14 protein-coding genes are annotated in these 21,459 nt (G+C 40.5%); 2 read left to right on the top strand and 12 right to left on the bottom strand.

Translation table 11 applies throughout. The features are described 5' to 3' along the window. Positions 1-82: 82 nt before the first annotated feature. The 9 genes from ACY8D0_RS05430 to ACY8D0_RS05390 all read right to left on the bottom strand — a co-directional run bounded on the left by ACY8D0_RS05430 (position 83) and on the right by ACY8D0_RS05390 (position 14,159). Entirely contained in the window at positions 83-3,577 is a 3,495-nt protein-coding gene (locus ACY8D0_RS05430) for a right-handed parallel beta-helix repeat-containing protein (RefSeq protein ID WP_462409455.1), read from the bottom strand. A 366-nt stretch (positions 3,578-3,943) separates the two neighbouring features. Beyond that, positions 3,944-4,702 carry a sialate O-acetylesterase gene (locus ACY8D0_RS05425; RefSeq protein ID WP_462409454.1) on the bottom strand — a complete coding sequence of 253 codons (759 nt, stop codon included), beginning with the start codon at positions 4,700-4,702 and terminating at the stop codon, positions 3,944-3,946. Positions 4,703-4,725: 23 nt separating this feature from the next. Then, positions 4,726-6,594: a DUF2264 domain-containing protein gene (locus tag ACY8D0_RS05420; RefSeq protein WP_462409955.1), complete on the bottom strand. Its 1,869-nt coding sequence runs from the start codon at positions 6,592-6,594 to the stop codon at positions 4,726-4,728. A 347-nt stretch (positions 6,595-6,941) separates the two neighbouring features. Continuing rightward, the gene (locus ACY8D0_RS05415; protein WP_462409453.1) at positions 6,942-8,468 is read right to left on the bottom strand and encodes an extracellular solute-binding protein; all 1,527 of its coding nucleotides are present in this window, start codon (positions 8,466-8,468) and stop codon (positions 6,942-6,944) included. A 304-nt stretch (positions 8,469-8,772) separates the two neighbouring features. After that, positions 8,773-9,600: a hypothetical protein gene (locus ACY8D0_RS05410; protein ID WP_462409452.1), complete on the bottom strand. Its 828-nt coding sequence runs from the start codon at positions 9,598-9,600 to the stop codon at positions 8,773-8,775. Between the two features lie 138 nt (positions 9,601-9,738). Further along, a complete protein-coding gene (locus ACY8D0_RS05405; protein WP_462409451.1) occupies positions 9,739-10,866 on the bottom strand; it encodes a glycoside hydrolase family 88 protein in 1,128 nt (375 codons plus the stop codon). A 107-nt stretch (positions 10,867-10,973) separates the two neighbouring features. Continuing rightward, positions 10,974-11,807 (bottom strand): carbohydrate ABC transporter permease, encoded by an 834-nt coding sequence (locus ACY8D0_RS05400; RefSeq protein ID WP_462409450.1) that lies wholly within the window; start codon positions 11,805-11,807, stop codon positions 10,974-10,976. Then, complete coding sequence (locus tag ACY8D0_RS05395) at positions 11,800-12,720, bottom strand: carbohydrate ABC transporter permease (RefSeq protein WP_462409449.1); 921 nt, start codon at positions 12,718-12,720, stop codon at positions 11,800-11,802. Before ACY8D0_RS05395 ends, ACY8D0_RS05400 begins: the two co-directional genes overlap by 8 nt. Positions 12,721-12,812: 92 nt before the next feature. Further along, complete coding sequence (locus tag ACY8D0_RS05390; RefSeq protein WP_462409448.1) at positions 12,813-14,159, bottom strand: ABC transporter substrate-binding protein; 1,347 nt, start codon at positions 14,157-14,159, stop codon at positions 12,813-12,815. Positions 14,160-14,628: 469 nt separating this feature from the next. On the opposite strand from ACY8D0_RS05390, the gene ACY8D0_RS05385 reads away from it, so the two are divergent. After that, positions 14,629-15,615: a helix-turn-helix domain-containing protein gene (locus ACY8D0_RS05385; RefSeq protein ID WP_462409447.1), complete on the top strand. Its 987-nt coding sequence runs from the start codon at positions 14,629-14,631 to the stop codon at positions 15,613-15,615. A 108-nt stretch (positions 15,616-15,723) separates the two neighbouring features. Next, positions 15,724-17,139 carry a PQQ-dependent sugar dehydrogenase gene (locus ACY8D0_RS05380; RefSeq protein WP_462409446.1) on the top strand — a complete coding sequence of 472 codons (1,416 nt, stop codon included), beginning with the start codon at positions 15,724-15,726 and terminating at the stop codon, positions 17,137-17,139. Between the two features lie 79 nt (positions 17,140-17,218). Here the strand turns inward: ACY8D0_RS05380 and ACY8D0_RS05375 are convergent, their stop codons facing one another. From ACY8D0_RS05375 to ACY8D0_RS05365, 3 genes are all read right to left on the bottom strand, one after another. Next, entirely contained in the window at positions 17,219-19,066 is a 1,848-nt protein-coding gene (locus ACY8D0_RS05375; protein ID WP_462409445.1) for an ABC transporter ATP-binding protein, read from the bottom strand. Then, on the bottom strand, positions 19,059-20,819 hold the full coding sequence (locus ACY8D0_RS05370; RefSeq protein ID WP_462409444.1) for an ABC transporter ATP-binding protein: 1,761 nt from the start codon (positions 20,817-20,819) through the stop codon (positions 19,059-19,061). Before ACY8D0_RS05370 ends, ACY8D0_RS05375 begins: the two co-directional genes overlap by 8 nt. 64 nt (positions 20,820-20,883) lie before the next feature. Beyond that, positions 20,884-21,363 (bottom strand): MarR family winged helix-turn-helix transcriptional regulator, encoded by a 480-nt coding sequence (locus tag ACY8D0_RS05365; RefSeq protein WP_462409443.1) that lies wholly within the window; start codon positions 21,361-21,363, stop codon positions 20,884-20,886. Positions 21,364-21,459 lie beyond the last annotated feature (96 nt).

The following is a 21,459-nucleotide window of genomic DNA, read 5'->3' as shown; positions in this document are numbered from 1 at the left end:
ATCCCAGCTGATTTTCCCTTCCTTTTAACGTTTCAAGAGTGAAAGTCCAATAGGAAGGAAAAATCCGCACATTCTAAGATATCTAACGGGTATAAAATTCAGAAAGCTGTTCGTCTGTCAGTGGATATCCCGGTTTATCTTCAAATCCCATGACATATGCCTTCAAAGTTTCCTTTTGCTGCACATCCACCGTTAAGTCCGTTGTGAATGTAACAGTTTGTGTACCTTCTATTGTGTTATCAATTTGCTCATTTGCATAGGCAGTGCCTTTTAACTCGCCATTGGCCTTATGGATTTCGACAATTCCCCGCCCATAGGTGGATAAGTCACCTTGTTTTGTCACAGTCATCGATACTATTTTTCCATTTGCATCCAAAACTACGTTTTCGATGGCTAGCGGATATTTATGAGTAACTCCAGGTACATATGGCTTGGGGTACGCACTATTTGGTGCCGATCCTAAACTTGTGATGGAATCAGGAACCGTATAGGGAAGTTCATCTCTTACACCCTCCAATAGACCTGCTAATACTTTTGCTTGCGGTGTTTCAGGATGATCATTCACGATAGCTTTAACACCATCAAAAAACAGTTTCGCAAAATTGTCCGCACCTGCATCATTCGGATGAGTGCCGTCTACCTTCTCGCCTTGCATTCCCCTAAAATAGTAATCTGTACTCTTGGCTGTTTTCCCCAAAGCTTCACAAAGCTGCGAATACCATGATAGTGTTGGTGCATTTAGGTCGACAAAGGCAATATCTGTTGCACCTGCAGCCACTTTTTCTTCCACATATTGTTTTCCAATCATAGAAAAACCATCTAAAGTAGAAGACCATGTGTTTGCTGCCGCATCGTATTGATAGGCATTATGCCGGTCTACTGGGCCAACAATAATGAAATTAGCTCCCTTACTGTGAACATAATCATAGTAATAAGAAATGCCATTATAGTACCCTGTTGGACCGTCCGTTTTATGATTGTGTCCAAACTCAAAGTAGACAAAATCGCCGGGCTTAATCCGATCTTTAAACTGTTCAAAATGTTTGATACTACTATAGTCATTCAATCCGCTTTCTGCATGATTAGATACAGCAATATCTTGGCCAATATATTTAGATAGCGCTTGCCCTACACCTGAATAGTTTTGAAGCCTAAAATAAGGGAGTGAAGCTAATTGGTCATTCACGGTTGAGTCACCAAGAACCCAAAGAGTTTTACCTTGCTTCATCTGCATAATTTTAGCAGAAGAAATGGCCGCATTTTCACCGCTTACGGCAATATTCAGCATTGTATCTACGTATGTCCCCGTTACCTTGGAATACACATCTTGAACATTTACATTAAATTCATAGGTTAAACTAGTACCTGCAGGAATCACCTTCTCTGTTAAAAGAAAATGCCTTTTTTCAGAAAACAAATTGACCTTAGCATCCTTGCTTTGATCAGCACCGGTTAAAGTGACTTTTACTTTGTAATAGGTATTTGGTGTAACATTAACGGCAAATCGAATTGGCATATCCGGGTCTGTAACAGCCACCGCATCCTCATCGGCATTTTTCGGATTTGGCTTTGATACATCTTGAAGCCTAATCTCTTGTCCTTCTTGCATGACAAATCCATCACTTCTATTGTCCTCTTTGTAGCCATCGGGTCCCAATCCTAAAAAGCCATAGCCTCGTGCCGCTGTGTAGGCTAAATTGGCAGGTACACCTGTATAACCATTTGCCACATTTTTAGCAGAGCCGAAGTCGAACCTCCAAATTTTGGATTCCTTGTTGAGCTGGTCAGCAAGATAACCTAAACCTTCTTTGTACGGTTGACTGGAAGGAGACGGACGCATAAAGGATACATCAGGTAAACTGCCATCTGCTTTTCTAGGTGCAGATAATTGGGTGATATCCAGACTTTCAAAATCTTGATCTTTAATGTTAAGACCCCCATTGATGTTCCATGAATTGTTCGTCATATTTTCTGCCGGCGTCTGAGCATTGTCAATGTTTTCGATTAATGTCCCCTTATACGAGATGTTATTGTGCAAAACTTCTCTGTAACCAGGGATGTTATTTATGTCCGTTGGACTAACACGTTCTAGCATATTGAAGTTGGCACCATAGGAGAGACCATTATTATAGGCCGTGTTATTGGTCCAGTTTGCTGATTGCCCCGGCATATGATTCGCATAAAAGCCATTGGCGCCGTTATTTGCAGCTAAACAATATTGAACCGTATGGAGTGGCAGTGGATTTGGAATTCCAGTGGTGCGATAAGCATACCCGCCGACTTTAAATCCATTTTGGTCACCGATGCCATTTTGATTTCCCCGGTTATTAAAGGACCAGTCATGGTTATAGATTACCGGACCTTGTGAACTGATACTGTCAAATCCATCATCGCTGTTATTCCATGCACGGGAGTTAATGAACGAAACAGCCTCCCCATGTGCTCCAAAACCATCTGTATTGGAGGCTGATGCATCGGTTGGTCCAATATTGTTATAAGAATCCGTATTTAGAACCGTTCCTGTCCCATGGCCGGTATAGTAAAAACCGATTGCTTCATTATCATGGGCAGCCATATTTTCAAAATCGGCTTGCCCCCTAATTCTAAAGGCCTCCGATTGCTTTTGGTTCCCTACTTTAACGCCAGTGACATCGAACCCTTTAAATTTGATACCGGTTACATCATCTTCCACAAAAAAAGCCGCCACACGTAAATTAGTCGGTACATTTTTGAAGTCAAAGACCGGTCTTTCACCAGGATAAGCTTCATAGGTGATCCCGCTTTTATAAATATCATTTACATAATTATAATTACTATCGTTTTTTGCAATTTCAAACTCATCATACACTCCACCGCGAATATATACGGTATCCCCGGAGGAAGCCGCTTCCTGCGCTTTCTTCATACTTTTGAATGGCGCTTCTTTCGTTCCTGGATTATTATCACTGCCGGTTGGAGAAATGTAATAACTTGTTGGACCTGTTGGAACTGTTGGCGTTACTGAACCTGGTACGGTAATCCAATTTTTATAATCACTCGGATTCTGGCTTCCTGTGGTTAAGTATATTTGCTTAATGGCAAAGCCATCTTCTCTCACCCATAGATTGAGGTCATGCAATCCCGCTTCGTCGACAACTAATGGCCCTAACTGGTTCCAAGTAAAATTACTCGTGCCTTTGAGCCCTTTCCAAAATTTCCAGCCGCCATCCACTCCAACATGAATGGAATCACTTGATGTATCCGGCGCCTGGGCTTGCACCCACACATTATAAGTTCCAGGAGTGTCAAAATTGATTTTATAAGTGAGTCCAGGTGCATTCCCATTGAGGTTGTTGGTATCTGTCCAGTATTTACCATTATTAGGACTTTGTAGTGCTCCATTATCCTCTGTCCAGGTATGCCCGGATACATTCGTGGTTTTTGCGATATCCGAATTCTGTAGTGCTATATTGGCATCAAATCCAATTTGTCCATCCTTCACATCTAGTGTGATTTTATCTTCAGCATAAATAGTGTTTGGCATAAATATGGAAATAAGCATGCAACCGATCAGAAACAATCTTCCTATTTTTTTCAAGTATGACTTCTCCTCCCGATAATCGATTCATTTGAGTAGAAAATCCCCGTTTTAAAAGTTTCATAGTTTCTTGAACAAAAGGTTTAGGCAACAACAGTAAGGATAAAATTCACCTCCTATAAAGGGCTCCCACATATCCAATAAATGGTATTCACTACAATAATAGAATTATAGTCCAAACATTCAGTAAATTCATGGCCTGATACTATGCAATTTTCCTTCAAAATTATCTGAGAGACTTTGATTAACCTCTTTTTGTTTTGGCTCTGTTTACCTTTGTTTTACAAAGCAATAAAAAACTTGGCAGCCCATCAGCCTACCAAGTTTTTTCCAAGTAATTTCTTGAAATAAATTACCTCTATCTTTTTATAGAATTGACTGTTTTTTTAAATAATCTACCGTGTTTTGTGCTGCTTCTTCGCCACATTCATTATATGCTGCTTGATGATAATGAAATGGATCCTTCATTAAGCCTCTTTCCGCCATCGTTTTTAGACATGTAGAAACGAGAGTAATATCGCCAAAGTCTGAAGCCATAGTAGTTTGTGCTTCTTGGATAGGTAAATACAAGGCTTGATTATCGCGGTGATGGCCAATTTGGAACAGGAAGATATGTTCAACGCCATGTTTTTTGATTTCATCAAAGGTTATTCTTGTCATCGAAGCGTATTTTTCAGGCGGCGTTTTGAAATCGCCATCCGATTCGCCTTGGAGCCAAAGCAAATAAATATGCTCAACTCGAATATTATTTTCCACAAGCCAAGACTTGGTTTTATCCAGACGATTAAGCAAATCTATTAAATATGGTTGACCTGGCTGCCACTGCGCGATGATTGATCCGCCTTTGCTTGCTGAAACACCAATTATTTTTCTCCTGCTTAGCTCGTAATACTTTTGAACAAAGCTTGAAACGAGACTTCCCGTTTTCCTATTGGGCTCGTTTATACCCTCAGGATTATTTTCACCAGCGCCAAACGGTTCAGCCATTTTGTACAGTCTAGTTGGATCAGAGATGGCACGAAATTCGTAGCCGATATTTTCGCCGATGACGGGTGCCTTTTCTGCTTCGCCCCGGCCTGCCATATTGGATTGACCCCCAAAAACAAACAGATCATAACTTTCCATGTTAATGCTCCCTCTTAACGAAACTATATCATTGATAAAACGAGTTCTTCATTGGCTAGAATGACTTTTAGATTGTCTTCATTATATCGAACAACAGGTTTTTGTTCCCATTTTCCCCTGGCATATTGCAGATCTGGATGTGCATAGACACCCGTTACGAGCCAATGGGTTCCTTCAGTCAATGTAACCTCTAAACCTGGCAAAGCGGTCATTTCCGGCGTCATCAAATTGGTATTGGGCAGGCAATTCACTAATGCCGCATGGCGCATATTCACCCATGACAAATCCACGATTCCAGTAAAGCCTTTTGGACCATTATAATAATTCTCATTGTCTTGAACGATGGATGTGCCCGGTAAATCAGGATTATTCTCCACCGCAAAACCCGTTTCGTATAAAACAGTGGGCTCCTTTAATTCCACTTTATGAATCCGAATCTGCCAGCCAGATATACTTGTCAGCCAAGTACGAACAGAAATCGTATGGGACGCTTTCCAAGTTGAAGCCACAATACCTTTGCTAATCTCGACGTCTGTTACTTTATTGCGGACTAAAAATTGCCCCGTTTCTTCAACGGTTTGCCCGCCACGACTTGTTAAAATGGTCAGGTCCGGGGTTTGCACCCCAAGCATTGAATCCATCGCGTGTTCTTCTTTGAGTTGATTCGTGCGTGGAATAGAAAAGCCAAAGTAACTGGAATAAGCAAACTTCAAATATTTCTCATTTGTTAATGTTTGATAGTTAGCCCCGGGTTGACCAGCATTTAAAAGTTGCGCATGTCCATTGTCATGGAAGGCCAGCATGTTTGCCCTATTCAATACTTTCACTGCTTCCACATCTGGGAACGCACTTTCTTCGACTGTCCAGTATTCATGGTCATCAGGTAAAGCCAATAGTAGAAATACCTTGTTTGACCAATAGGGTGACAACGAACTGTTGTATGGTTCCGTCAGTGTCAATTGCGGGTAAGTATATCCAAGAGATAATATTCCATTGTCATCAAAAATCGGTTTTTCCATCCACCAACGAAGATGTCGGTTGATAAGTCCTTTCAACGCACTTAGAGGAAAAGCTTGAACATCGGCGTAAACTAACGCCGACCAGAATGATGCTGCCGCATAGCGATAGATCATGCTTCGGCCAAAGGCGATATTCGCTCCATCTTCCGCAAAGAAATGAATATATTGCTGCGCAAACTCCTTCGCACGGACACGGAACTCTTCACTATGCCAATCGTCTGGAACTAACGTACTGTAGATCAGACCATAATAATGAAAAGCAAACGGTGTGTAATAATCTTGACGTCCTCGAGTGCTGTCTTGATACCAGCCATCAGCCAAATAGCATTTATCAATTTTAGTAAGAGGCACGTCAATGCATTCGTCCGGAATTTCATAGCCTAAAGCTCTCAACACTAGACTCACAATGACTTTAAAGAATTGCCAATTTCCATCCGCACATTCATATTCGGTAATTTGGAAAAACCAGTTAAAGACATTTTGTTTTTCTGAATCTGTTAACCTTTTCCAAATTAATTGATTATCATATAAAAGCGATAAGGCAACAGCCGGCATCTCTACCATGCGTTGGTCGCGATCATGAAGTTGGCCCCAGTATTCTTCATGATTTGGGTTCGTCCCATTGCCAATCCCTTGAATAATTGGATGCACTAGGTCCTCTACTTCCGCATTTCCTATCGCTGGACCTAAGCCCCATAACAAACGGGAAAACCCCTCAAAGCTGGCGATGCGGCTTCCGTACCCAACCCCGTTTGCACCGTACTTGATACTCGCGTTTCCTTTTGAAAAATAGGTTGTCAGCGGACGATTGATAATATTAAATAAGTCGAGATACTCTTTTTTATTAGTTAATCCTAACTCCTTATGTTTCATTATTAACACTAATTTCACTCCAATGTCTGACGTTTCAAATTCATCGCACAAGGTAACAAAATAACGTTCTACCAACTAAAAAGTTCTTTTTCATCTTAAGACACCAACTTGGCGATTTCTAACAGGGCACAGCCTGCACAAAGTCCGGCACTTGTATCGGGGGTTTTTGCATCACGAAAATTTACTAATGGGAAATTACCAGTTTCATAGATGTCTTTGTTAAAAAAATGAGACAGTTAGACTTTTCACTGTCTCATATATTCTTTATGAATAGTTGCTTTTTGATTAAAAGTACAAACTAAATTTATCGCTAGGAGTTGTTGATAACACCTCCTGGCTTTCTTAGGTTATTTCTTTGCTTTCTTATACAATTTATTCATTTCTTTAATATAATCGTCTCCACCGGAACTGCGCCATAATGCAATGGCATCTTTAAAGCCTGCTTCATCAATTTGACCAACAATAAATTTAATTCGTGCATCATTAATAATATTGTCTAATTGCTGGCCTTTTTGAGCATAAACCTCAGAAACCAACGATTCAGCCGGGTTTGGAACGACATTTTCTTCATTTTCTTTTTTAACTTCTGCTTCCTTATCTAATAACGGTGTTTGTGCTTTTTTATAGAATCGCTCCTCCGGGATGAAAGTTTGAAATTTATCTAGGCCCTGTCCCTCACTAATAAGAGCTTGATCTTCTCCCTTTAGGTCTACCATATTGCCGTCTTTCAGTTCAAAATGGCGCCCCTCTATACCATTACTAGCCAATATTTGGGCTTCCTTATCATTTAGTTTGTCAATAAACGTTAATACCTTTTTCAATTCTTCTTTGGTTTTTACGCTGGTTTTAGGTATTGCTAGCATGCCTTCATATCCTGAAGTTGGAAGGTTATGCAATCCTTCAGGTCCTTCCACGGCACCAATCACATCGATTGGATCTTTTACATTTGGATTGATTGTTTTGATTTTATCTTCCGCACGATGAGCTTGGTCCACCACATCAACGACTACACCGGCTTGCCCATTATATAGTGGGTCTAGCCACTTTTGTGAGTCCATTACGGCAAAGTCTTTATTAATTAATCCTTCATCATAAAGCTTTTTAAAGAATTTTAACGCATTCATATATTCCTTTGTCATAAAATCAGGCTGCAAATTTTCATCAGCGTCTTCGCCCCACTTATTTGGAGCTCCGAACCATGTTTGCATAATATCCCATGGACCGGTATATTTTGATATCACCATACCGTAAGTATCGTCTTTTCCATTTCCATCTGGGTCATCTTCCTTAAATGCTTTCAACATATTGTAAAAATCATCGATGGTTTCTGGCGACTGCAACCCGACTTTTTCCAACCAATCTTTTCTAAAAGTGATTCCCATTCTTCCTAGGGGCCGGGCACGATAAATTCCGTAAATTTTTCCGTCAATTGAGCTATTTTTCAAAGTAATTTCATTTACTTGGCTTAAATTAGGGTAATCCTTTAGATAGGGACCGAGTTCCCAGAATGCACCATCCCTAACGGCACTGATGAAACTAGGAAGCTTTTTGGGAATCATCATAATCTCAGGTAATTTTCCAGATGCTAGGGTAACATTTAGTTTTTCCTGATAACTACTGTCAGGAACCCAAGTTATTTTAATATCGGTATTCGTATATTTTTCGAGCGCTTTCAAAATAGGGCTGTCATCGGTTGGGTTAATGGCAGCAAAAGAAGTTGTCATAATACTTATGGTGTTATTCGATTTTGCTGCTTCTTTTGCTTTTCCCGATGTTTCTGAATTGCTGCATGCTGCTAACGGCGAAGTTAGGAGTATTGCTGACAATAATGGAAGGACCATTTTTTTTCTTAATTGAATTCTGCTTTTCCCCATATAAAAACACTCCAGTTTTATTATGTATTTTTATTTAAAAACGTTAGCGCCTGGCTCTATTAATCCATCAATCCCGTAAAGATGATCATTTTCTATGAAACTGACTTTATTATAGTTTATACTCTCAGATAATTCATGGCCTGAAATTATCGAATTTTCATAAAAAATTATCTGAGAGTCTTTGCAAACCTCTTATTTTTTCGTTTAACAACAAAAAACTTGGCAGCTAATAAGCATACCAAGTTTATTATGAGTGACTATCTTGCTGTTTCTTCGCCGCATTCTTTTTAAGCATTCTTCGAGACTAAACGTTTTTCCCATAAAATTCGATTTGTGTTAAAGCAGGGAATGGTGAGTCATCTTCGGCCTTTTTCAGCTTGCAAAAGACAGCTGAATGAACTTGTCTCTTTTCGAAAGTGAAAAACTGCGGTGCTGGAATTTTTTCCAGCGAAAACGTTTCACTGCTTCCATCGGAAAATTCAACCGTCACTTCCGTCCAATAACTGTCATGCGGAAAATCGTTTCGAAGTGTAAAACCAACTTTATCGATATCCACTGCACGTCCGAATTCTATCGTTAGTGCTGCATCTTCCCGGCGATTAATTCCCCATGATTGATATGGATAGGAGCCATGGCTATTGTTTGCAAAAACACCATCAATAGCATTGCAAGCAAAGAAAGTGGCATCATTGCGTGTTTCAACATTTGCGGAAGCATGTGGATAAGCGCCACTAAATTCTTTTTGATTGTGTGGGTTTAACGCCCAATTGCGATAGGAGGAAATCTCTTCTTTTGTCGCAAAACGCGCCTGAAGATAATGACGTTTACCTTTAAAAGCTTGATCGCTGCGCGCTTCAAGAGCCGTTTCATTCATCTCAATTACATAATCAAAAGAATAGTTTGGTACAAAGAGAATCGTAGAATCCAAGGTTTCATCTAGCTTTACTACAAGGTAAGCATCCAACACGTCAGTTTCAACACGAATCGTATCGCCTTCAACATAGGTTAAATCCTGCGTAGCGAGCCAGCAGTAATCATCACTTTCTTTGATCATCGGTAAAACGTTTTCTTCATAGTCGTTCTTTCCATTCTTTACGTTTCCATCTTTACCTAAAATTGATAAACGAATCATTAACTCTCACCTTTCTGCTGATACAACGATTGTTTTTAGCCTAGTAATCAAATAAGACAGCTTAATTATATAATTTAAACGCTTTATTTACTAGGATTCAATCATATTAGGTGATCTATAACACTTTAATGTTATGCTCTACCAAATAAACAATTCTTTCTCTAATAAACGAAGTATTGCTTCTGTAAAGAAATAATCGGAATAAATTAGTGGCACTTCATAGGTTGCCGGACGATGATAGGCTTCCGTTCCTCCCCCAATAATCCCGTCTTCTTCTTCATTCCAATTGGCATATTTTTCTTCGGTAGCTTTTAAAATTTTGATAGCAGCCTCTTCATAATGTTCTTTTTCCTCTATTGGCACCCATTTAGCGATTTCCAACATGCCGCAAGCTGCACATAGCCCGGCACTTGTATCATAGATTACAGGCATTTTGGGTGCACGAAAATCTACTAATGGAATATAACCCGTTTCACAGATATGAGCGATAAAGTAATTGGCGACACGTTTGGCAATGGAAAGATAGTAAGAATCTTGTGTGTGGTGATAACTTAGGGCAAAGCCGTAAATAGCCCATGCGTTGCCACGGCTCCAAGCGGAGTCAGCTGCATATCCTTGACCGCCTATTAGCTCGATAAACTCACCTGTTTCCGCATCAAAGCTTGCGATATGTCCAACAGACCCATCCTCACGAACCAAATATTTAGCTACCGTGTTCGCATGCAGGCGTGCTATTTTTACAAAGCGTGGATCCTTCGTCACTCCTGATGCCCAGTAAAGCAATGGGATGTTCATCATGCCATCGATAATGACCCAGCCAGGTTTATGATCATTCCAAGCAACCAAATAGTTTCCATCAACATTAAAACGTCCGGCTAATAAGTTCGCAGCATGCAACCCCGTTCGAAAGGCTTGTTCATCGCCAGTTTCACGGTAATGCGCCACCGCCGTGTGAAGCCACATAAACCCGACGTCATGGTGTATATCACGAAACAGGTAAAGCGCTTTGTCTAAACGTTTCTCCTGAGCAATTGCCGCCTTCATATATTCTTCATCACCCGTAGCATGTGCTAATTGCCAAAGAAGGCCTCCCCAAAAACCATTGGTCCACCAATCTATTCCGCGTTCTTTCGCTACATCTGTGTAACTTCCATTAAATGGTACATAAGGAATGGCATCCCCTAGCCGTTCAAGTTCTTTTTTTACTTTTTTTCCAACAAGATGAAGCTTCTCTTCAGCCCACCGTTTCATGTTATCATTTGTCATTTCTCTATCCCCTCAGCTTATCTGAATCTTAAAATCTATTATTTTAGCAAAAAAGGAGACAGCTACAGGGTTACACTGTCTCTTATACAGCTTATAAAGTTCGATGATTATTTATTTGCGGCGCCAATATCGCTTTCTTTGAATTTTGTTTGTCCCCAAATGTACAGAAGGACCATTGGAATAACGGAAGTTGCAAGAACAAGCATGATGGCACCGTAGTTAATCGGATCACCTGTACTGGAAACGGTCATATTCTTAATAATCAAAGGTACTGTAAACTTATTCTCATCTGTCAACATAACTAATGGATAGAGGTATTGATTCCAGCTTCCCATAAAAATCAAAATAGCATTTGTTACAACAGTTGGTTTTAAGATTGGCAGTGCAATTTTTATAAAAATTTGCCACTCGCTCGCACCATCAATGCGCGCTGCTTCCATTAAGGAAGCTGGGAATTGACGACAATATTGACGCATCATGAATACTGAAGTCGTACTTGCGACAGATGGAATGATAATCCCTGCAAATGAATTGGTTAATCCCATTCGACTCATGATGTAAAACAATGGGATAAGGGTTGTGAAGAATGGGACCATACGTGAAATCATTACCATGTTAAAGAGTAATTTATTTCCTTTGAATTGGTATTTTGCTAAAGCATAACCAGCCATCGTTGAGCTGATTGTTGCCAAGAAAGTGCTAATGACAGCAATGACCATTGAATTGAATATAATCAATGGATAGTTGTAGCGAGCCATGAGTGCTTTCCAATTTTCCACAAGATGCGGACCAAATTTAAAGTTAATACCACCACTTAAGATTTGTTCGTTACTTTGTGTTGAAGCAACGAGCATATAGAAGTATGGAAGCATGAAGATAAATGCACCAATTACCAATAGGAGATAACTAAACAACTTTCTTCTTTGCTTTTCCTTATTCATCGCTATCACCGTCTAGCTTAAATTGAAAGTATGAAAGAACGGCTGCCACGAACACCATTGTCCAAGCAATAGCAGAGGCTTTGCCGAAATTAACCATTTCAAAACTGGTCTTATAGAGGTTAACCCCTACTACTAAAGCCGCGTTGTCAGGACCGTTTGAAGTTCCGAAGAAGATATTTGGAATATTGAAACTTCCAAGACTATTTATCGTTGCTAAAACTGTTGCCATCATAATGATCGGCTTAAGCATTGGGATCGTAAGTGAGAAAAATTGTCGTGTTTTTGAAGCACCATCGATTTCAGCACTTTCATAAATATCAGTCGGAATCCCTTGCAAACCAGCAAGGAATAGTACTGTGTTGTATCCAACACTCATCCATATCATCGTGATGATCATTGAAATACGTAACCAAATGGGGTCTGTAAGCCATTGAATAGTAGGTAATCCGATTCCCGATAACAGGCCGTTGAATAAACCTGCTGGATTAAAAAAGGTCATGAAGACAGAAGCTACCGCAACCGTAGAGGTAACGGCCGGGATATAATAGACTGTCCGGAAGAATCCCTTCCCATTTAAATGCGGTTGATTGAGTTGTACCGCAAAAAAGAGAGCCAGTAACATAGTGATTGGAATCTCGCCAATCATAATAATTAAAATATTTGTATACGATTTTATAAAAAGTGGATCTTTAAATGTATCTATATAGTTTTGCAATCCTACAAACTCAAACGTAGATCCAATTTTCATAAAGCTGAATGCAAAGGAAATGATAATCGGTATTAAAACAGTTATAAGGAAGAATAGAACAAATGGCAATACAAATCCATAAGCACTGAGGGCATGCTTGTTTGCCACACCTTTTTTCTTCGTGACATTACGATTAGTTTTCGAAAGTTCTTTTGAAATTTCCATAGTTGTTTCCTTTCTAACTTTTATCCAAACAGGACGAAAGTCTTTCTAACTAGTTTTGAATAAGATTTTCGTCCTGTACGTAACAATCCTTGCTATTTGTTCTTTACTTTAACACTGTATTTTTGTGCGAAGTTTTCAGCTTCCTTAAGATAGGAAGTGTCGAAGTTGCCATCCTTCCAGTAAGAGTATGAAGCTGTGGAAATGTAAGCAGTAGCATCCGAGTAGGAAGCCGGGAAAAATACGTTTGCAGTATTTTGGTTTGCTGCATTTAACAAATCATAGTATTTTTGTCCGCCGAAGTAGTCAAATGCATAGTTGGCTGCATCCGTTTCGTAGGCTTTCTTATTTGAAACAGGAACACCATCCTCAAGTGCTTTCGCTAAGCAGTCTTCATCTGAAAGAATGAATGATAAGAATTGTTGGGCCACTTCAGGGTGATTGCCTTTCTTGGGAACGTACCAGCTTGAACCACCGGATACTGGAGATTTCCCCGGGTCGCTTACCGAGAATGGCACGACCGAAGACATCCGCCATTTTCCACTTGCATTAGGGAAGTTAAGTGACATATTTTTAGCATACCAGCCGCCTGCAACAAACATTGCGGACTCCTGGAAAGTCTTTTCACCGTCGTTTGCACCGTAGAAGTTGACGATGCCGGCATCTTTCATTTTCTTGATGATTTCAGCAGCATTTTTCGCCGCTTTAGTTCCTAGGTTGATGTTGCCATCCTTGTCAAGAAGAGGAGTGTTTTGTTGAGTCATAATGTCAACGAATAATTCTTGATCTCCTGCTTCTGGTAAAGCAATTGCACCAATACCTGTTTGTTCTTTGATTTTCTTGCCAACCTCAATGAATTGGTCCCAAGACTTGATGTCATCAAAATTAACACCAACTTGTTCGAATAGTTTTGGCTGGTAGTAGCTGAGTGCTGGAGTAAAGTCATTGGCCCATGCAACAACTGTCTTATCAGAAGTAGTAGCTTTTAAGATATTTAACTTTTGATTGTAGAAGTTGCTAGCGTTTTCTTTGTAGAATCCATAGTCTGTTGCACTGTAGAACGAATCCTGAAATTTCTCCATTATCCCAGCAACACTACTATCCTGTATGGAAACAATATCCGGCATTTCACTTTGTGAAACAAGTTTTGGTGTAATCATTTGGACCGTTGCTGTACCCGAGGCCACTGTTGTGAACTTCAGGCTAATGTTGGCGTCATTTTTTTCGTTATAAATTTTTGTAACATCAGTTAAATAAGTTTGGTTTTTTCCAGCTGAGGCATACACTTCTAAAGTGGTTGCATCTTTAACAATCTCGCCGCCCATTTTCATGCCGTCTGATTCAGCTTTGTCAGAAGAACCACCACAACCTGCAAGACCTAACACTGTTGTTGCACACAATGCAACTAAGCCAACGCCTGTAAAAAGCTTTTTCATCTTCATTTTACATTCTCCTCGTTTCTGGTTGAAGCTATATTATCGTTTTCATATGATTGTGTTTTACATTTTTTATATGTCTTTTCTTTCTTTCAAAAAAAGTATAAATTATGTCTTGCCACTAAGTAATAATAGAATACTTCAAACGCTTAATGCTCCTGTTGTTCCTATGATTTCCCGGGATAACCAGGAACAACATTTACTAAACCATACTGCTTCTTTGCCATAGGGTTAGAAGGGAGCTGTATGAAAACGATTACCTTACGTGTTCATATTACAACTTCAGGCAAGAGAATGATTTGCTTAAAAAAATATTTTATTGTATAAATTTAGGGATAGGTTAAAATGAGGAGTATCTAAATTTACAAACCTTTGTAGCTTTTTTTGCAACTAACCAATAATGTAATGAAATATTTAATTTTCGGTTGCAGTAACAGTGTTTTTTCGACAAAATGGTTTATAAGAGGTGACTATTATGGACAGAATCCCAAGATATCTCAGTATTGATGTCACTGAAGTAATAAAAGCAACCGAGCTTGATTACGAAGCAGGAAACACACTAGTATTCAAAAATAAAGACTGTTTATTACTTCTCTATGTTAAGAGTGGATGCACTCTTTTACAGGCAAATGGGGAAGCCTTCAGTTTATCCGATAATCAATTATTTATTATAAAACTTAAAGGAAATGCAAGTTTCTTGCGAATAGAGAACAACGCTAGAGTAATTAGCATCCTTTTTCGGGCAACTTCTGATATCATCGATCAAATTACCAACCGAAGCTTTACTATTGAACGAGGTCATAAAACTATTTTAGATTCAGTGGGTTTAGAAATCGAGGCCATTGATTTTCTAAAAAAACAAAAACCTTCTATGACATACGATAAGGAAATCGGTGAATACTTTAACCTCACCTCTTCCTTGCTATATTCCTTTTTGACACAGGTTCTTTTATTGTTGACCAAAGATATTGTGCGTGAAAAATTACCTGACAGTATCACACAAAGTGAAATGGAGCTTCTCTCAAGAAGTGACTCACAAAAGCCGATGAAAGAAAAGTCAACCAACGGCGAAATCAACTATAAAAATCCACTAGTCCATCACATCATCGACTATATGAAGAACAACTTGGATAAAAACTTCACAATTGATGAATTAGCACAAGAATTTTTTGTTGGAAGTGCCAACCTGAAAAAAATCTTCAAAAAAGAAACAGACCTCAGTATCATGACTTTCTTTAAAAATCTAAAAATGGAAACAGCTCTGATGTGGATTCGTCAAAATGAACTAAGTTACACTGAAATAGCGGAGCGTTTAGGCTTTTATTCCATTCATCATTTCTCTGCAGCATTCAAAAAATACACTGGGTATTCACCATCAAAGTTTTATCAATCATTGAAACCAGGTTATGTAGAAAAAGTCAACGACATCGATCGTATTCGCAGTCATAGTTTGTGGTTTTAAACGGAAGCATGCACTTGTTGGAAGTGCATGCTTTCTTTATTAGTACTAATGGAACAGCTACATTCATATTTTTTAACAAAGAACACCATAAAAAGGAGTGCGAAGTTGGTGATAAAAGTGAAGGTTGGTTTAAGACCCCTTGTTACGAATATAAATTTACCAACTGTTTTGAAAACCGCTATACTCCCGGGTGACTCCATGGAACGACTGTTTATTGCAACACAAACAGGAGAAATCTATTACATTGGTAACGGAAGTATCAGGAGTTTTTTAGATATTCGCTCACAGATTATAAACTTAGGTGGTTCGGGTCGTGGTTATGATGAACGGGGATTGCTGGGGGTAGCGTTTCATCCGGAATTTTATTATAACGGCCTATTTTATCTCCATTATTCAGCAGCTGGAACACAAGGGCCTGGTGCCCTTTCTCAACCTTTCGAACCTAATCCATGTGATCCCAAAACCTTGAACTTAAAATGGACCAATAGAGAAACTCAATATGACCACATTGATACAGTTGAAGAATGGATTTTACAATCTAATGGCCAGCCTCGAAAACAGCGGACATTACTTCATTTAAGAAGACCATTTTTCAATCATAATGGAGCCAATAGTTTAAACTTTTCACCTGAAACGGGAAAACTGATTTTAACCACCGGAGATGGCGGGGCGGGCTATGATCCCTTTAATTTAAGCCAGAATCCTATGGAAATAGCGGGAAAAATCATTGAAATGGACGTTGGAAAGAATACGTATTTAGATAACCCGCCAGTAGTGACACGTTTTAATGAACTACCTGTCCCTATTCAAGAGACGCTCACGGTCATTGCCAAAGGTGTCCGCAATATACCGGGCATTTCCTTTCATAGGTATTACAATCAGTATATAAAATACGTAGGAAATGTCGGGCAGGATCTGGCAGAGTCGATATTTTCATTCGTTTATTATCACCCAATACCGGTAACACAGCTCGTTCAAGCATTTTTAAGCAACACCGAACCTGACCAAGAGGGATTGATTAACTTTGGCTGGCGTGGGTGGGAAGGAGCGTTTCCTACTTCGATTATAAGGGGATGCTCTGGAAATCCGGCGGTGGATGAGAAAGCCATTGCTTATTACGATGAAGCAGTAAGCACTTCAGTGAGGCGCCTTCAGCCGCTAACCAGTTATTTTCATAAAGATCCCCGAACCGATAAGTTTGGAGGAACCGCCCTTACAGGAGTGCAAGCCTATTTGGGGAATGATATCCCCGGTTTAACAGGAAGCGTTGTGTTTACCGATCTTGCCCGAAAGGAAGATGCGGGGAGTCCGGTTAGAGGAGCTTTAGCTTATACCAGGGCAAGAACGGATGGAAAACTAAATGATTTTAGTGTGATAGAAACCGATTATCATTTTGGGCCACAATCTGCATACTATGTGAGTTTGGGAAGGAATCATAATCAAACCAAACTATATTTAGGGGTTTATGGCTCGATGAACGTGACTGATTTAAACCAAGGTACTGTTTTTGAAATCGTTCCATGATTCGTATAATCCAGTTATTAAGCCAAAGGCCGACTTTCCTTCCAAAAAATATGGATAGGAAACTCGGCCTTTATTGTGATTATGAAGCTTCTTCAAATTGGCTGTTATACAGCTCGGCATAGAAGCCATTTTGCTTCAATAGTTCTTCATGGGTTCCTGTTTCAATGATGTCGCCATCCTTCATGACTAGAATCATGTCTGCATTTTTAATGGTAGATAGCCTGTGAGCAATAACAAATGATGTTTTCCCTACTGTCAATTTGTCCATTGCCTCCTGGATCAGCATTTCTGTCCGAGTATCGACTGAACTTGTAGCTTCATCCAAAATAAGCAATGGCGCTGTTTTTACCATGGCACGGGCAATGGTAATTAACTGCTTCTGGCCAGCAGACAAACTCGCTTTATCATCAAGGATAGTATCGTATCCATTAGGCAAGGTTTTAATAAAGTGGTGCAGCCCGACTGCTTTACAGGCTGACTTGAGCTGTTCATCAGTAACTCCCTTGCTGGAATAGACGATATTCTCACGGATTGTGCCTTCAAACAGCCAAGTATCTTGAAGCACCATACAGAATAAATCATGGAGGTTTTCCCGTGTCAGCTGGCTGGTTGGAACACCGTCAATCAGGATTTTCCCGTCATTTACTTCATAGAAACGCATCAAGAGATTGACCAGTGTCGTCTTGCCCGCTCCGGTAGGACCGACAATCGCAACTTTTTGCCCTGCTTTGACGTTAACCGAAAAGTCTTTGATGACTGGTTGATTTTCGTTATAACCAAAACGGACATTCCTGAACTCCACATCGCCTTGAATCGTTTCAATCCTGTCTTTCTTTTCACTTTCATCCGCAAGTTCCTTTTCATTCAGGAATTCGAAGACACGACCACTGGCCGCTGCTGTCGACTGCAGCTGTGTTGCACCCTGGGCAATCTGGGTGAGCGGCTGCGTGAAAAGACGAATGTACAACATAAAGGATACAATGACACCAAACGAAATGTGGCCATTAACTGCCAGGGCCGCACCTACAATACAGACCACGACATAGCCGAGGTTCCCGACAAACATCATGAATGGCATCATCAGACCGGACAAAAATTGTGATTTCCAGGCGCTGTCATACAACCCAGTGTTTATTTCGTGGAAAGTTCCCTTGGCCATTTGTTCTCCATTATAGGCTTTCACCACGTTATGGCCCGAATAAATTTCTTCTATATATCCATTCAGTTTTCCGAGCTGTTTTTGCTGCCGCCCAAAGAAGACTTGTGACTTGGATATTAAGAATGACATCAACGCAAATCCAATAAATGTGGACAAGATTGCGGAAATCGCCATGATCCAATTCGTCCAAAACATCATCACCAACGAACCAAGGAATAAAGTGATGGCTGAAGTCAAACCGCTCAAACTTTGGTTTAGCGTCTGGCCGACCATATCAACATCATTAGTGACACGACTTAACACGTCACCGGTACTGTTAGAGTCAAAGTATTTTAATGGCAAACGATTCATCTTTTTCGAGAGATCGTTCCGCAGGCTTTTGGATATCCGCTGCGTGGCTGTCGCCATGATAAAACCTTGGATATATTGAAACACAAACATTAATACATAAAGAACCACTAGAATGGTTGCCACATGGACAACGTCATCCATGTTAATGCTTGTCATCATTCCTTCGGTTATCGTATCGGTTATATCACCGAGCATATGAGGGCCAACGATATTGAAGATGGACCCCGCCATTGAAAGGACCAATGCGATGACAATCGCCGGTACATAGGCTCGGGAATAAGCGATTAATTGTTTGAAGCTTTTTGATATGTTAGCGCCTTGCCCTTTTTGGGAGCCTCTTTGGCGTACTTTCGGCCCACGCCCATGAGGACGTTGTGCTTCCTGATGATCGCTATTAGCAAATTCTTTTTCAGCCAACTTCAAGCTCCTCCTTTGACAATTGCGAGTAGGCAATTTCTTGATAGACGTTACAGGTTTTCATGAGTTCCTTGTGGGTACCAATACCTACCACTTCGCCCTGGTCAAGTACAATGATGCGGTCCGCATCAATAATCGTCCCGATACGCTGGGCAACAATGATGGAGGTAGCATCTTTTATCTCTTTTTTAAGGCGTGACCGCAAAACTCGGTCGGTCTTATAATCCAACGCTGAAAACGAATCATCGAAAAGATAGACTTCAGGGTTTTTATAGATGGCACGGGCGATCGATAATCTCTGCTTTTGCCCCCCGGAAATATTGGTCCCGCCCTGGGCAATATCAGCTTCGTACTGGCCCTCCATCTTTTCCACAAACTCTTTGCCTTGTGCGATATCAACCGCTCTATGAACATCAGTGACTGCCTTCTTCTCATCTTCACCGAACGCAACATTCGAAGCCACGCTGCCGCTGAACATGATTGCCTTTTGGGACACATACCCCAGCTTATTCCTCAATGCTCCAAGCGAATAATTTTTCACATCGACCCCGTCAATGAGCACAGCACCTTCGGATGCATCCATGAACCGTGGAATCAAGTTCAAGAGCGTACTTTTTCCGCTTCCCGTAGAGCCGATGATGGCGACTGTCTCACCGTGGTGGGCTTTAAAACTGACATTTTTTATAACATAGTCTTCCGCGTCAGGATATTTGAAGCTCACATTGCAGAATTCAATTTCACCGGTGTTTCGGCCTTTTTCAGCATCTTTTGGATTACCATCCTCGATTTTGACCTTGGTATCCAGCACCTCATTAATCCTTTTGGCGGATACGGCTGCGCGTGGCATCATGATAAACACCATTGACAGCATCATGAACGACATAATGATTTGCATGGCATAGGAGGAGAAGACCACCATATCGGAAAACCGGGATAATCGGTCCGGCAACGCAGCATTGTTGATGATGACAGCTCCAATCCAATAGATGGCAAGGTTCATCCCGGACATCATCAGGCCGATGGACGGGAACAAGATTGCCATGGTCCGGCCTGTGAATAGGTTTGTTCTGGTCAATTCATTATTTGCCTGTTCAAATTTTTCTTCTTGGTATCCTTCCGCATTGTAGGCACGAACCACCCGGATGCCAGACAAGTTCTCTCTTGTCACGCGGTTTAATTGGTCCGTCAAGGTTTGAATGACCCTGAATTTTGGCAATGCCACCAAGACGACGATAGCAATCAACACACACAAGAACGCAACCGCAGATCCTGTAGCAGCAGTCCACTCCCAAGCCTTGCCTGTTATTTTCAAAATCGCCCATACTGCCATAATTGGCGCACGGATGACAACCTGAAGTCCCATAATGATTAACATCTGGACTTGCATAATGTCATTTGTGGAACGGGTAATCAGGCTGGCTGTGGAAAAACGGCTGATTTCCTCTATCGAGAAAGACATAGTTTTCTCAAAAACCTTGCCTCGCAAACGGACCGAAAAGCCGGCCGCTACCCTAGCTGCCAAGAAAACAGTGCACATCGACGCCAGCATACTGCCAACAGCGCAAAATAGCATATAGCTGCCTTGAACAAGGACATCGCTAATTTTGCTGCCTTCTGTTTGTACAAGCTTGGTGATTTCCGCCATGTAGTCAGGTATTTTTAAATCTAGCCAAACTTGTGTCACTATGAAAACCAGGCTGCAAAAAATCAATAGCCAATCTTTTTTCTGAAAATACTTGAAGATTTTCAGCATTCATGAACCCCTCCTTGGGCATAAAGTTGTAAAAGTCTGTGTACTTACCTATTCCAGTTTTTAATCAGAAGGGCTCATCGAATGATTCCATTTGCCCAAAACCATCTCTCTCCATTTTTTCTCTCACAGCACTAATTAGCAAGTGCATTCCCTGTTCTACGGTCCCCTGTTCTTCTGGAGTTAACAGACTTAATGCCTCTCTCACTGCACGTTTCACTGGTTCATGAGAGTTTTCTTTTATCACATTGAGAACTTCTTCACTAACGGAGATGTTCACCGAACGTTTGTCTTTTGGATTGGGAGTTTTCAATAGGATTCCTTTTGAAGACAATCGTTCCACAATATCCGAAACCGTACTCTGGGTCATTTTTAGATTTTTAGTCAGTTGTTTAATGGTAATTTGCTTATTGATCAACACTTGTGCAATGACTCTTAACTGAGGAACAGTCAGACCATGCTCCTCTGCATGTTTTTGAATACTTTTTACTAAAAAGCGATGTAAATAATCGATAGATTCACGAATAAAATCGGCCCGATCTTCCAATGGTTACTCTCCTTCCCAATTACATCTTGTACGATAAATCGCATCCGATATATCTTATGCGATATATCATATAATCACACGTAAGTTTTGTCAATG

Source organism: Neobacillus camarae (assembly GCF_054950115.1).
This window is presented reverse-complemented; position numbering and strand designations above follow the sequence as displayed.

What these genes read in the sequence shown, in the direction of transcription:
- ACY8D0_RS05385 (WP_462409447.1), top strand. Translation starts at nt 14,629, where the DNA reads ATGGACAGAATCCCAAGATATCTCAGTATTGATGTCACTGAAGTAATA.
- ACY8D0_RS05410 (WP_462409452.1), bottom strand. Translation starts at nt 9,600, where the DNA reads ATGATTCGTTTATCAATTTTAGGTAAAGATGGAAACGTAAAGAATGGA.
- ACY8D0_RS05420 (WP_462409955.1), bottom strand. Translation starts at nt 6,594, where the DNA reads ATGAAACATAAGGAGTTAGGATTAACTAATAAAAAAGAGTATCTCGAC.
- ACY8D0_RS05370 (WP_462409444.1), bottom strand. Translation starts at nt 20,819, where the DNA reads ATGCTGAAAATCTTCAAGTATTTTCAGAAAAAAGATTGGCTATTGATT.
- ACY8D0_RS05415 (WP_462409453.1), bottom strand. Translation starts at nt 8,468, where the DNA reads ATGGGGAAAAGCAGAATTCAATTAAGAAAAAAAATGGTCCTTCCATTA.
- ACY8D0_RS05405 (WP_462409451.1), bottom strand. Translation starts at nt 10,866, where the DNA reads ATGACAAATGATAACATGAAACGGTGGGCTGAAGAGAAGCTTCATCTT.
- ACY8D0_RS05425 (WP_462409454.1), bottom strand. Translation starts at nt 4,702, where the DNA reads ATGGAAAGTTATGATCTGTTTGTTTTTGGGGGTCAATCCAATATGGCA.
- ACY8D0_RS05390 (WP_462409448.1), bottom strand. Translation starts at nt 14,159, where the DNA reads ATGAAGATGAAAAAGCTTTTTACAGGCGTTGGCTTAGTTGCATTGTGT.
- ACY8D0_RS05400 (WP_462409450.1), bottom strand. Translation starts at nt 11,807, where the DNA reads ATGAATAAGGAAAAGCAAAGAAGAAAGTTGTTTAGTTATCTCCTATTG.
- ACY8D0_RS05395 (WP_462409449.1), bottom strand. Translation starts at nt 12,720, where the DNA reads ATGGAAATTTCAAAAGAACTTTCGAAAACTAATCGTAATGTCACGAAG.